The sequence below is a fragment of the Paenibacillus sp. FSL R7-0302 genome (assembly GCF_038006885.1).
Classification (GTDB): domain Bacteria; phylum Bacillota; class Bacilli; order Paenibacillales; family Paenibacillaceae; genus Paenibacillus_AQ.
The window spans coordinates 692,582-706,474 of sequence record NZ_JBBOWB010000002.1; the positions used below are offsets into that span (position 1 = coordinate 692,582).

Annotated in this window: 7 protein-coding genes and 3 rRNA genes; 1 reads left to right on the forward strand and 9 read right to left on the reverse strand. The window is 52.7% G+C overall.

The window, feature by feature from the left end:
• Nucleotides 1–39: 39 nt before the first annotated feature.
• The 3 genes from tmk to MKY96_RS28765 all read right to left on the reverse strand — a co-directional run bounded on the left by tmk (nucleotide 40) and on the right by MKY96_RS28765 (nucleotide 2,924).
• Nucleotides 40–681 (reverse strand): dTMP kinase, encoded by a 642-nt coding sequence (tmk, locus tag MKY96_RS28755; protein ID WP_340945778.1) that lies wholly within the window; start codon nucleotides 679–681, stop codon nucleotides 40–42.
• Entirely contained in the window at nucleotides 682–2,523 is a 1,842-nt protein-coding gene (locus MKY96_RS28760; RefSeq protein ID WP_340945781.1) for an aminotransferase class I/II-fold pyridoxal phosphate-dependent enzyme, read from the reverse strand.
• Nucleotides 2,524–2,738: 215 nt separating this feature from the next.
• Complete coding sequence (locus tag MKY96_RS28765) at nucleotides 2,739–2,924, reverse strand: sigma factor G inhibitor Gin (RefSeq protein WP_340945785.1); 186 nt, start codon at nucleotides 2,922–2,924, stop codon at nucleotides 2,739–2,741.
• Between the two features lie 211 nt (nucleotides 2,925–3,135).
• Between MKY96_RS28765 and MKY96_RS28770 the strand changes: the two genes are divergently transcribed.
• Entirely contained in the window at nucleotides 3,136–3,660 is a 525-nt protein-coding gene (locus MKY96_RS28770) for a hypothetical protein (RefSeq protein WP_340945787.1), read from the forward strand.
• Between the two features lie 172 nt (nucleotides 3,661–3,832).
• Here the strand turns inward: MKY96_RS28770 and MKY96_RS28775 are convergent, their stop codons facing one another.
• The 6 genes from MKY96_RS28775 to gyrA all read right to left on the reverse strand — a co-directional run bounded on the left by MKY96_RS28775 (nucleotide 3,833) and on the right by gyrA (nucleotide 13,717).
• Nucleotides 3,833–4,252 (reverse strand): hypothetical protein, encoded by a 420-nt coding sequence (locus tag MKY96_RS28775; protein ID WP_036723990.1) that lies wholly within the window; start codon nucleotides 4,250–4,252, stop codon nucleotides 3,833–3,835.
• Between the two features lie 263 nt (nucleotides 4,253–4,515).
• A 5S ribosomal RNA gene (gene rrf / locus MKY96_RS28780) occupies nucleotides 4,516–4,632 on the reverse strand.
• Between the two features lie 136 nt (nucleotides 4,633–4,768).
• Nucleotides 4,769–7,694, reverse strand: a 23S ribosomal RNA gene (locus MKY96_RS28785).
• Between the two features lie 279 nt (nucleotides 7,695–7,973).
• A 16S ribosomal RNA gene (locus MKY96_RS28790) occupies nucleotides 7,974–9,534 on the reverse strand.
• The 16S, 23S and 5S rRNA genes sit together here, the layout of an rRNA operon.
• Before the next feature lie 377 nt (nucleotides 9,535–9,911).
• Nucleotides 9,912–11,012: an HD-GYP domain-containing protein gene (locus tag MKY96_RS28795; protein ID WP_340945789.1), complete on the reverse strand. Its 1,101-nt coding sequence runs from the start codon at nucleotides 11,010–11,012 to the stop codon at nucleotides 9,912–9,914.
• 161 nt (nucleotides 11,013–11,173) lie between these two features.
• Complete coding sequence (gene gyrA, locus MKY96_RS28800; RefSeq protein ID WP_340945790.1) at nucleotides 11,174–13,717, reverse strand: DNA gyrase subunit A; 2,544 nt, start codon at nucleotides 13,715–13,717, stop codon at nucleotides 11,174–11,176.
• Between the last annotated feature and the right edge of the window lie 176 nt (nucleotides 13,718–13,893).

Genomic DNA, 13,893 nt, shown 5'->3' on the forward strand with positions numbered 1-13,893 from the left:
TCAATCATTATACCTCTATTATTTATTTGACAAAACACCTCAGAAATCCTTTAATATCCTGTCCTTCAGTACACGTACAATATCCTGCTCCACCATATGGATGGGACGACCCGCATCAAGCACCACAATCCGCTGCGGATCAGAGCTGGTTACCAGCTCATAGCCCGCCCGCACCTTCTGATGAAACTCCAGGCTCTCCAGATCCAGCCGGTTCACTTCCCGGTTCTGGTTGGCGGCAATCCGCGACAGGCCCACCTCAGGATCTACATCGAGGTAAAAGGTAAGATCGGGCATTCTCCCGCCGGTCGCAAACCGGTTAATCCCCCACACCTCTTCGATGCCCAGCCCTCTGGCGTACCCTTGATAGACCAGACTGCTGTCTACAAAACGGTCACAGAGCACGGTAATGCCCTCCTGCAAGGCAGGCTCGACCACCTCCGCCAGATGCTGGCTTCTTGCCGCCGCATACAGGAGTGCCTCTGTCCGGGCATCCATAGCCGTATGTGCCGGGTCGAGGATAATAGAGCGTATCTTCTCGGCGATCTCTATCCCTCCCGGTTCGCGGGTGATTAAATAGGGCATGGAATGGTTCTGCAGATAAGCTGCCACCCTGCCGAGTACGGTTGTTTTACCGGAGCCGTCGCCTCCCTCCAGTGTAATGAAGAATCCTTCTCGCTTCACTTATGCTTCTCCGCCCTTCTGAATGTTGTATACCCTAATATGCTGTAAGGCCGGATCAGCACAGGCCTGAAATTTCGCCCCGCCTATTCTCAGACGGATCAGCCTGTCACAGACAGACGCTGTAATGCTCTCTCCGGGATATAAGAGCGGGATGCCTGGCGGATAGGGAATAACCATCTCTGCCGCAATCCTGCCCGCGCTTGCCTCAAGCTCTATACTCTCTGTCTGCCCGGCAGCCACCGGCCGGATCGAGAACGCGACCGGAGCCGATACTGCCGGAATGTCGAAATTGTTCCACGTGGAAATATCACCGGAGAAGGTTGAGTCCCCTTCTCTGCTATTATATGACGCTGCCTGGGCTGCGGTCCGTGCGCTGGAGAAGGATTCTGCGCCTTGGGAAGCGGGAGCTGCGGCAGTGTCTGAGTAAGCAGGCTGGCTGGGGCCGGAAGCCCGATCACAACCGGGAGCCGATCCTGGGCCGGGAAATCGGTCAGGATCAGGATCAGGGCCAGAACCAGAGGTAAGATCGAGGCCAGCGACAGGATCAAGGCCAGCGGTAAGATCAAGGTCTGAGGGGGCTGCGCTCCCGCCGGTCTGCTGCGCTGCCAAGGAGGTCTGCGCTGCAATGTCCTGCAGCGCTGTCAGCAGCTCTGCTGCCTCTTCAGCCTTCGAGCCGAGGCTGAAGGCCAGAACCACGTGCCGGTCGTCGCTCATCTCCGGCACGATTCCCCTCTCTTCGAGCCTGCGCTGCAGCTCGAAGCCCCCCAGGACCCCCGCGGCGTCATATATGACCGCCTTGAAGGGGTCCTGGGTCACGTACGCCGCCCCGCGCAGCGGCGGCGAACTCACTCCTGCGGCGCCCGCCCCGCCGCAGACAGGCTGCTGCGGCGAGCCCGGCTGCAGCAGCCCGAAGCGCGGCAGCGCCGCCAGGCCGCGCCGCAGGACATCCACGGCGGCGAGTCCCGCCGTGAAGGCACCGGCGCCCTGGCTGTGCAGCAGGCGCCGGGCCAAATCGAGCGAAGCCATCACGGGGTAGGATGGGCTGGAGCTCTGCACCATGGCCAGGCGCTGCCGCAGCAGCGCGCGGTCCAGCCATGGCCCTTGCACATGCAGCATGGCGCCCATCGTCAGCGCCGTCAGCATCTTATGCGTGGACTGCACCACGCCGTCCGCGCCCTGGGCAAGCGCCCCCGCCGGAAGCGCGGGGTGCTGCCCGTAATGCGCTCCGTGCGCCTCATCCACCAGCAGCGGCACGCAGCAAGCGTGACAGGCCTGCGCGAGGGGCGCTAAGTCACTGCCCATGCCGTAGTAATTCGGCATGGTGACCAGGACCCCGGCAGCCTCCGGGTAAGCGGCCAGCGCCGCCTGCACCGTCTCAGCAGACGGTGCCACCGCAAGGCCGCTGTCCGGGTCGATCTGCGGCTCCAGGAAAACTGCACGCGCTCCCGCCAGCATCAGTCCATGGATCACGGACTTGTGGACGTTGCGCTGCAGAATAAGCAGACATCCGGGCTCAGAACAGACCGTCAGAATGAGCGCCAGATTCCCTGCGGTACTGCCGCCCACCAGCATATAACTCTCCTCCGCGCCGTAACAATCGGCTGCCAGCTCCTGGGCTTCCCTTATTACCCCTTCCGGATGATGAAGGTCATCCGTTCCGGTAATCTCCGTCACATCGTAACGCATCACTTCCGTGAGATATCCTGCACTCTCTGCACTTACAGCACTCCGGTAAGCCTCCCCGTTCTTGTGACCCGGCACATGATAAGATATATTACCCTTATGTCTATATTGTTCCAGCATTTCGTATACAGGTGCCCTGCCAGGCTGTAGCTTGTCCATAGATTCTTCCTCCCCTGGGGGTTACCTTCTATTTTAACGCAAATACACCCACACGCCTATCACTTCCGCAAAGGATTGCACGCAATAAAACGGCTCCCCTCACCCGGTCAGGGCGGAGAAGCCGTTAAGAGGAACCTTGTATTTGCAGCCAACGCGACACAGATTCACCGCCCGCTCTTTATATGTTGCTTGTTACAGGTACTGCAATTCGTACATTAAGCATGCATACGCAGATTGATCTTCTTCATCCGGTTAATGAAAAAGTTGTACTTCACATCCTCAGCCTCCGTACGCACCATCTCACTCTCACAGTCCACACAGATGAAATGCGCGACAATCACAATGCCTTCTTCCTTTTCCTGCCCGCAGATAATGCAGGCCTTCCCGGTTTGCTGTTCCATTTTCATCCCACCTTGACTCTTTTAAGAACAGTATGGTACACCTTCTATCATTTTAAACCTTTTCATAGTTTTTTCCTAATCCTTCATAGCCTAAAATATATATATTCGCCCGCTGCCCATTCGGTGAATCTGAGTCCGTTGTTTAATAAAAAGGCAGGAGCAGGCCGATAATAATAACAAGAGAACTTGCGAGGAGGTCCGAATTCCAGGTATGGAACCAAACACCAAAGGTGCCGCTACATTCTATCAATACAAGCTTATCAAAAAAATTACTATTACAGCATTCCTGCTGCGGGTCTATGTCACCCTGCCCTTTATATGCCTTGTACTCGAAAGTGTCTTTCTCTCCTGGCTTAGTATTCTGTTCATGATTATAGCCGGACCTGTCATGCTGTGGATTCAGTATGTCATCTCACGCTCTGTGCTGCTGATTAGCGGACACCCTATCGCCAAGCGCTGGAGATTATCCCTGCGCCTGCCCTGGCCCGGTTACATGCCCGATCAATATATCAATTACGGCATCTTCCGCACCGTACAGCTGCATAACCTCTGGATCGGTCTTTGTATAGCCGCACTCTTCATCGTCTGGGCTCCGCCAGCCTTTACGGTTTCGCTTGCGGTATGCCACCTGTGGCTGCTGCTACCCCGTCTGTATGCGCTGCTGCGGTTAAAAAGTGTAGGCAAAGACGGGATGCTCAAGTTGGGTGCGGCAGACGCCTCCTATTACGCCCAGTAATCCCAACCAGATATACATAGCGCTGTATTTAAGCGGCCAAGCGTGCACGCAAAATAACCCCACAAAGTGGGGCTTTAGCATAGGTGATGACTCAGGTAATTTGCGGGGACCCCAAAACATATAAATTCTTATCTTTCAAAAAAATCGCCATCCATAACCGGACGGCGATTTTTTATCTGTTCTTCAAGCCTTTGGTCGTGACCTTCTTTTCCTTCGGAATCATCACGATGAAATAGTCATCATGCACGGTCAGATGTACAATAAGTCCTTCTTTCTGAAAAACACGGGAGCTCCCGGAATCGTCTGCTTTCTGTTCCTGCTCTTCCCAGCCCCATGCTTTAATGGCTGCAAGATAAGGCTCCGGCACGCCTTTCTTCTCCTTCAACCCCGGCAAGGAGTACCGTACATAGTCCATGGCTACGTTTGTAGTTGTTCTGTCGGGTGAGCTTGCCTCTTTGGGAACGGGGAAGTCTTCCTCATTAAGTGCACCGTTAAAAGTATCCCAAGCCGGCTCCTTCGTTCCGCAACCCGCCAGCATTACTCCGACTATACAAAGAATAACTAATATCCACAAAGGTTGAGTTCGCTTCATACCTTAAATCCTCCTTACCTCTACCATGCATCTAAAGACGCAAGAAAATTCCAAGATAGAATTTATACGTAGTTCATTCGTATTAAGGCTTTTGCTTATTTATTGCACTTTTCCATTATACTTGGAACCATCGCCTCGTCGGTAACAAAAATGTCACTCGTTTGTAAGCGTTTTTATAATAAAACACCGCACCCCTGCCCGCTTTTTATATATACGGATATACAAAAAAGCCATTGTCGATAATTCGACAATGGCTCATGTGTGCTTGGCAACGTCCTACTCTCCCAGGACCCTTCGGTCCAAGTACCATCGGCGCTGGAGGGCTTAACGGTCGTGTTCGGGATGGGTACGTGTGGAACCCCTCCGCTATCGCCACCAAACATGATTTTTCGAAGCTTCCGCTTCTCGAAATCGCTGCGAGAAAATATCCGTCCCCAGAAAGGACATGCAGCTTAAAGTGTACCAGGCTTGATCGCCTGAAAACTGAATCCGAAACGAATTTGTGTGTTAGTGTGTTTGGATAAGCCCTCGACCGATTAGTATTGGTCAGCTCCATGCATTGCTGCACTTCCACCTCCAACCTATCTACCTCGTCGTCTTCAAGGGGTCTTACTAATTGGGAAATCTCATCTTGAGGGGGGCTTCACGCTTAGATGCTTTCAGCGCTTATCCCGTCCGTACGTAGCTACTCAGCCATGCTCCTGGCGGAACAACTGATGCACCAGCGGTACGTCCATCCCGGTCCTCTCGTACTAAGGACAGCTCCTCTCAAATTTCCTGCGCCCACGACAGATAGGGACCGAACTGTCTCACGACGTTCTGAACCCAGCTCGCGTACCGCTTTAATGGGCGAACAGCCCAACCCTTGGGACCTACTTCAGCCCCAGGATGCGATGAGCCGACATCGAGGTGCCAAACCTCCCCGTCGATGTGGACTCTTGGGGGAGATAAGCCTGTTATCCCCAGGGTAGCTTTTATCCGTTGAGCGATGGCCCTTCCATGCGGTACCACCGGATCACTAAGTCCGACTTTCGTCCCTGCTCGACTTGTAGGTCTCGCAGTCAAGCTCCCTTATGCCTTTGCACTCTGCGAATGATTTCCAACCATTCTGAGGGAACCTTTGAACGCCTCCGTTACTCTTTAGGAGGCGACCGCCCCAGTCAAACTGCCCGCCTGACACGGTCCCCGTACCCGCTAAGGGCACTAGGTTAGAACCTAGATACGATCAGGGTGGTATCCCAACGGCGCCTCCGCAGAAGCTTGCGCTCCTGCCTCACCGGCTCCCACCTATCCTGTACAGATCGTACCCAAATTCAATATCAAGCTGCAGTAAAGCTCCATGGGGTCTTTCCGTCTTGTCGCGGGTAACCTGCATCTTCACAGGTATTAAAATTTCACCGGATCTCTCGTTGAGACAGCGCCCAAGTCGTTACGCCATTCGTGCGGGTCAGAATTTACCTGACAAGGAATTTCGCTACCTTAGGACCGTTATAGTTACGGCCGCCGTTTACTGGGGCTTCGGTTCACAGCTTCGGGTTACCCCTAACCGCTCCCCTTAACCTTCCAGCACCGGGCAGGCGTCAGCCCGTATACTTCGCCTTGCGGCTTCGCACAGACCTGTGTTTTTGCTAAACAGTCGCTTGGGCCTTTTCACTGCGGCCCCCTCGGGCTATTCACCCTACCGAGGCACCCCTTCTCCCGAAGTTACGGGGTCATTTTGCCGAGTTCCTTAACGAGAGTTCTTCCGCGCGCCTTAGAATTCTCTTCTCGCCTACCTGTGTCGGTTTGCGGTACGGGCACCTTCTCCTGACTAGAGGCTTTTCTTGGCAGTGTGAGATCATGACCTTCGCTACTATAATTTTCGCTCCCCATCACAGCCCAGCCTTACGATGTGCGGATTTGCCTACACACCAGCCTCACTGCTTAGACGGACATCCATCAGTCCGCGTCACTACCCTCCTGCGTCACCCCATCGCTCATAGCGGATTACGGTGGTACAGTAATTTCAAACTGTTGTCCTTCGACTACGCCTGTCGGCCTCGCCTTAGGTCCCGACTTACCCTGAGCGGACGAGCCTTCCTCAGGAAACCTTGGGCTTTCGGCGGATCAGATTCTCACTGATCTTTTCGTTACTCATACCGGCATTCTCACTTGTATACTCTCCAGCGCTCCTTACGGTACACCTTCAACGTATATACAACGCTCCCCTACCCCAGATACAAAGTATCTAGCCATAGCTTCGGTGGTGTGTTTAGCCCCGTTACATTTTCGGCGCAGAGTCACTCGACCAGTGAGCTATTACGCACTCTTTCAATGGTGGCTGCTTCTAAGCCAACATCCTGGTTGTCTGTGCAACTCCACATCCTTTCCCACTTAACACACACTTGGGGACCTTAGCTGATGGTCTGGGCTGTTTCCCTTTTGACAATGGATCTTAGCACTCACTGTCTGACTCCCGGCAAGAAGTAAATGGCATTCGGAGTTTGACTGAGCTTGGTAACCCTTGCGGGCCCCGCACCCAATCAGTGCTCTACCTCCACCACTCCATTCACCGAGGCTAGCCCTAAAGCTATTTCGGGGAGAACCAGCTATCTCCGAGTTCGATTGGAATTTCTCCGCTACCCCCACCTCATCCCCGCATTTTTCAACATGCGTGGGTTCGGGCCTCCAGTGCGTGTTACCGCACCTTCACCCTGGACAGGGGTAGATCACACGGTTTCGGGTCTACGTCCACATACTCAGTCGCCCTATTCAGACTCGCTTTCGCTGCGGCTCCGGCTTCTCACCTTAACCTTGCATGTTAAACGTAACTCGCCGGTTCATTCTACAAAAGGCACGCCATCACCCATAAAGAGGGCTCTGACTTTTTGTAAGCACACGGTTTCAGGTTCTATTTCACTCCCCTTCCGGGGTGCTTTTCACCTTTCCCTCACGGTACTGTTTCACTATCGGTCGCCAGGTAGTATTTAGCCTTAGCAGATGGTCCTGCTGGATTCATACGGGGTTTCACGTGCCCCGCACTACTCGGGATCCGTCTCGGAGAGAACACAGTTTGGGCTACAGGGCTTTTACCTCTATCGCGGGCCTTTCCAGACCTCTTCACCTACTCTATTCCTTTGTAACTCCATGTGAGACGTCCCACAACCCCAAGAGGCAAGCCTCTTGGTTTAGGCTGTTCCGCGTTCGCTCGCCGCTACTGACGGAATCACTATTGTTTTCTCTTCCTCAGGGTACTTAGATGTTTCAGTTCCCCTGGTCTGCCTCTGCGTATCCTATGTATTCAGATACGAGTAACTGCGAATTACCACAGCTGGGTTTCCCCATTCGGACACCCCCGGATCAAAGCTTGCTTACAGCTCCCCGAGGCAGTTTCGTTGTTCGCCACGTCCTTCGTCGGCTCCTGGCGCCTAGGCATCCTCCGTGTGCTCTTAGTAGCTTAACCAATGCGTTTTCCCTAAGGAAAATCACGGTAGCAACTAATAACTATTTCCACTTGCTTACACAAGTTTCAGCTAAAAGATGTTCTAAAACGCAAATTCGTTTCGGTATCCAGTTTTCAAGGATCAAGTTGCTGTAAGTTCGGGTCGAACACAACTGTGTCGATTGAAGTTACAGCCGGTTGAGAGCTTAAACTCTCAAAACTGACCAACGAGTGAGTAACTAGCCGACCGGCTAGATTTAAGATTTGAATGTTTCCGTTGCAGGAAACGATTCTCCATAGAAAGGAGGTGATCCAGCCGCACCTTCCGATACGGCTACCTTGTTACGACTTCACCCCAATCATCTACCCCACCTTCGGCGGCTGGCTCCCTTGCGGGTTACCCCACCGACTTCGGGTGTTGTAAACTCTCGTGGTGTGACGGGCGGTGTGTACAAGACCCGGGAACGTATTCACCGCGGCATGCTGATCCGCGATTACTAGCAATTCCGACTTCATGCAGGCGAGTTGCAGCCTGCAATCCGAACTGAGACCGGCTTTGCTGGGATTGGCTCCACCTCGCGGCTTCGCTTCCCGTTGTACCGGCCATTGTAGTACGTGTGTAGCCCAGGTCATAAGGGGCATGATGATTTGACGTCATCCCCACCTTCCTCCGGTTTGTCACCGGCAGTCACTCTAGAGTGCCCAGCTTTACCTGCTGGCAACTAAAGTCAAGGGTTGCGCTCGTTGCGGGACTTAACCCAACATCTCACGACACGAGCTGACGACAACCATGCACCACCTGTCTCAACTTTCCCCGAAGGGCACCTGATGCATCTCTGCTTCGTTAGTTGGATGTCAAGACCTGGTAAGGTTCTTCGCGTTGCTTCGAATTAAACCACATACTCCACTGCTTGTGCGGGTCCCCGTCAATTCCTTTGAGTTTCAGTCTTGCGACCGTACTCCCCAGGCGGAGTGCTTACTGTGTTAACTTCGGCACCAAGGGTATCGAAACCCCTAACACCTAGCACTCATCGTTTACGGCGTGGACTACCAGGGTATCTAATCCTGTTTGCTCCCCACGCTTTCGCGCCTCAGCGTCAGTTACAGCCCAGAAAGTCGCCTTCGCCACTGGTGTTCCTCCACATATCTACGCATTTCACCGCTACACGTGGAATTCCACTTTCCTCTTCTGTACTCAAGTCACCCAGTTTCCAGTGCGACCTCAGGTTGAGCCCAAGGTTTAAACACCAGACTTAAATAACCGCCTGCGCGCGCTTTACGCCCAATAATTCCGGACAACGCTTGCCCCCTACGTATTACCGCGGCTGCTGGCACGTAGTTAGCCGGGGCTTTCTTCTCAGGTACCGTCACTCCGGTAGCAGTTACTCTACCGGACGTTCTTCCCTGGCAACAGAGCTTTACGATCCGAAAACCTTCATCACTCACGCGGCGTTGCTCCGTCAGGCTTGCGCCCATTGCGGAAGATTCCCTACTGCTGCCTCCCGTAGGAGTCTGGGCCGTGTCTCAGTCCCAGTGTGGCCGTTCACCCTCTCAGGTCGGCTACGCATCGTCGCCTTGGTGGGCCGTTACCCCACCAACTAGCTAATGCGCCGCAGGCCCATCCCCAAGCAGCAGATTGCTCCGCCTTTCATTCTCTCCTCAGGAGAAAAAAGAAATTATCCGGTATTAGCTACCGTTTCCGGTAGTTATCCCAGGCTTGAGGGCAGGTTGCCTACGTGTTACTCACCCGTCCGCCGCTAAGTCTGAAAGGAAGCAAGCTTCCTCTCAAACTCCGCTCGACTTGCATGTATTAGGCACGCCGCCAGCGTTCGTCCTGAGCCAGGATCAAACTCTCCAAATTGGTATTTAGAAAGAGCGATTGCTCATTTTGAAACATCTGACGAGAATTGTTAAATTCTCAATTTTGGATCTCACCGAAGTGATCTCCAGATACTCACTCGTTGTTCAGTTTTCAAAGATCAAGCTCGTTGTCAGCGGCGATGTTGTCGTCACCAGCAACTCTTATAATATATCACATCCAGCCGATCAATGCAAGCTCTTTTTTTAACTTCTTGTTCGAGCTCGGCGTTGATGTTTCGCGGCCAGAAATAGAATATATCACGGATAGAGATTCATTGCAAGTATTATTTCATACTCATTATCTAAAAGCTACGCTTCCCCTAACCAGCCATAGCCCGGCAAGCAAGTTAGCATAGCTCTACTCCTTTGTCCGTGTGCTTAAGCAATAATCTCCTGAATATGCAGCTCCCGTTCATTGATGAGATTAACGATGTTTCCTTCAACCTGAACCATGGGTCTTGTCGGGTTGTTACGGTCAGTAAAGATGATTTCCCCATGACGCCCATCGCTGAGCCGTATCCGTGTACCGTTGTAAAGGTCTGTCGTCTTTTGAATGAAGGTCTGTACGATTACCGGATCGAGCTTCCCGAAGCTCTCCTTCTGCAGCTGCTCCAATACCAGATAAGGCGACTGTGCCTTTCTGTAGGCTTTTCCCAGCGTCATGGCATGGAAGATATCGGCGACTGCCACAATCTTGGCGTAGAAATGAATCTGGCTGCCATCCAGCCTAAGCGGGTACCCTGAACCGTCTATCTTCTCATGGTGCTGCAAGGCGGCGAGTCTAACCCCTTCGTTAATGGCTGTAACATTGCGCAGCAGCTGATAACCGTATGTAGTGTGCCTGCGTACCTCGTCAATCTCTGCACCGCTTAGAGGGGTTGGCTTCTGCAGCAGCGCTTCGTCTACCTTAATGTTACCTATATCGTGCAGCAAGCCGGCAAAAGCAGCCTGCATCCAGTCCTTCTGCGGATATCCGCACCACTGGGCAATTCGATAGGAGGTCAGGGCAGACAAGACCGCATTATGATAGTTATATTCCTGGTCAATCAGCACACGCGGCGCAAACTTTAAGACATGGTAATCCTTCAAATGGGTGATCAGCAGCTCCAGCTGACTCCGCAGTTCGAAGATCGGCAACGCCGCAGCGGCCGCTGCGCGGTAGCTCTGCTTGATAAGCACCAGCATTTTCTCATACTCATCGTGAAGCGGAGAATTGCTCTTGGACAGCACCGACTCATTAATTAGAGCACCCGTCTTGGCCGCTTGCTGCTTCACTGCCGGTTTAGCGCTCTCTGCCGGTTTGTCTTCCCCATGCGCCCCTTCAATCTCGACCTGTCCGATCAAAAAAGCCTGCAAAATTTCAATATCCCGGGGGAGAATAATCTTCCCCTTTCCGAATAATACTCCCCCTAAGGGAGTAATTACATCCTTTATAATCTTTGAACCCGCTTTAATCTCTCCAACGGATATGTTTGGCATTAGCCTAAGCCCCTTTATGTCGGTGACACCTGTAATTCTCTAATTATAGTATGGAACACGGGAAGCGGCTAGATAGAGAATTCCCCGTTTACTCATTGCGAGGGTACAAAAAAAGAGCATAGGCTTCTGTAAATCAGAAACCCATGCTCTCCTGCAAAATATTATTCGAGATTGTCGTCTTCGTCCACAGCGTCCGCTTCAGGCTGGCTGGCTTCGCCATCGCCTTCTGCCGGAACTTCTTGAACGAAGTCTTCGCCATCCTCATGCTCAGACAGCTCTTCATCCTCTTTGTCCGCTCTGCACAGTGTAGCTACAGCATCATCCTCACGGATATTAATCAGCTTAACGCCCTGCGCATAACGGCCCATGGTGGATATTCCGTCCATGCTGGTACGGATCAGGGTACCGCTGGTCGTAATAATCATCAGGTCCTCGTCCTGCTTGACCACTTTCAGCCCGACAACCGGCCCGTTCTTATCCGTAAGGTTAATGGTCTTGATGCCTTTACCGCCGCGGGTCTGAGACCGGTAGTCAGCAGCAGGTGTCCGCTTACCATAGCCCTTGGTGGTTACGATCAGCACCTCAAGCTCCTGGTCTACGCAGTCCATGCCAATAACATGGTCATTGGAATCAAGCGTGATCCCCTTAACCCCGGTAGCGCTGCGGCCCATGGAACGCACATCATTCTCCGAGAAGGTAATCGACATTCCGCGTGCAGTACCGATAATCAGATTCTGCTCACCGTCTGTCAGCTTCACCTCAATCAGTGAATCCTCCTCACGGAGATTGATTGCAATCAGGCCACCCTTACGGATGTTGTTGTAATCTTCCAGAGGCGTCTTCTTCACAATTCCCTCGCGGGTAGCGAAGAACAGGTACTTGTCACTGTCCGCTTCCTCCACCTGGATGACCGCGCTGATCTTCTCACCCTGCTCAATTTGAATCAGGTTGATGATCGGCGTTCCCCGGGCAGTCCGTCCAAGCTCCGGAATCTCATAAGCCTTAATCCGGTACACCTTACCCTTATCCGTGAAGAACATCAGGTAGTTATGGGAGTTACTCACGAAGAGATGCTCCACAAAGTCCTGGTCCTTGGTGTCCATCCCGATGACACCGCGTCCGCCGCGCTTCTGGCTGCGGTAGGTGTTGACCGGAAGACGTTTGATGTAACCGGTGTGGGTAATCGTGATAACAACCTCTTCACGCGGAATCAGATCCTCGTCGAGGATGCTTTCTTCCCCAACCGTAATTTCTGTACGGCGGTCATCGGAGTACTTATCCCGGATCTCCTGCAGCTCATTGCTGATAATATCCAGCACAAGATGCTCATTGGCCAGAATCTCACGGTATTCGGCAATTTTGGCCAAAAGCTCGTTATATTCGTTCTCAATCTTCTCGCGTTCCAGACCGGTCAGGCGCTGCATCCGCATATCGAGGATCGCCTGGGCCTGCTCTACGCTTAGACTGAAGGTCTCCATCAGACCTTCCCGGGCAATGTCGGTAGTGCGTGAGGCGCGGATCAGGGCAATGACCTCATCCAGATGATCCAGGGCAATACGCAGACCTTCCAGAATATGCGCCCGTGCCTCCGCCTTCTTAAGGTCGAAGATCGTCCGGCGGCGGATGACTTCGATCTGATGCTGCAGATAGTGATACAACACATCGCGCAGATTCAGAATCTTCGGTTCATTGTTGACAATAGCCAGCATGTTGATCCCGAAGGTGGACTGCATAGAAGTATGCTTGTAGAGATTGTTGAGTACAACACTCGGATTCACATCCCGTCTCATTTCAACCACTACGCGCATTCCGTTACGGTCAGACTCATCACGCAGATCCGTAATGCCCTCGATGCGCTTCTCACGCACCAGCTCCGCAATCTTCTCCACGAGCCGGGCTTTGTTGACCTGGTAAGGAAGCTCATGCACAATAATCCGGGCCTTGCCGTTATTCTCTTCAATGACCGCTTTGGCACGCATGGTAACCGATCCGCGTCCCGTGCGGTAGGCCTGACGGATGCCTTCACGGCCCAGAATATATCCGGCTGTCGGGAAATCCGGGCCTTGAATATATTCCATAAGCTCCATAGGCGTAATATCAGGATTCTTGATCATCGCCTGCACACCGTCAATAACCTCACCGAGGTTATGCGGAGGAATGTTGGTTGCCATCCCCACCGCAATCCCGCCTACACCATTGACCAGCAGATTGGGATAACGTGCCGGCAAGACTACAGGCTCGTTCTCTTCACCATCATAGTTGGGCGCGAAGTCAACGGTCTCCTTGTTCAGGTCACGGAGCATTTCTCCGGCAATTTTGGACAAACGTGCTTCTGTATAACGCATTGCAGCCGCCATGTCTCCGTCTATGGAACCGAAGTTACCATGACCGTCTACAAGCATATAGCGCATGGAGAAGTCCTGTGCCATACGTACCATTGTTTCATAGACTGCTGAGTCACCGTGTGGGTGATACTTACCGATAACCTCACCGACGATTCTAGCTGACTTCTTATGTGGCTTATCCGAGGACATACCAAGTTCCGACATCGCAAACAAAATGCGTCGGTGAACAGGCTTAAGTCCATCCCGCACATCCGGCAAAGCCCGGCTTACAATGATGCTCATTGCGTAATCCATAAAGGATTCGCGCATTTCCACGCCAATGTCCCGATCTTTGACTTGCGGGTTATTTTGTTCAGCCATGAGTTGGTGGACCTCCTTCAGTTAAAAACCGCTACCCTATATTATATTACTTTCACAAAACCAGCACAATTAAACATGATAGCCTGTTATCGTCTATATTGATTTTCTTTTAGTACGGATAAGGGTATACGCCCTCTCCGCTGCTGTCTTCAGTACATAGACTGTAGAGACAAGAG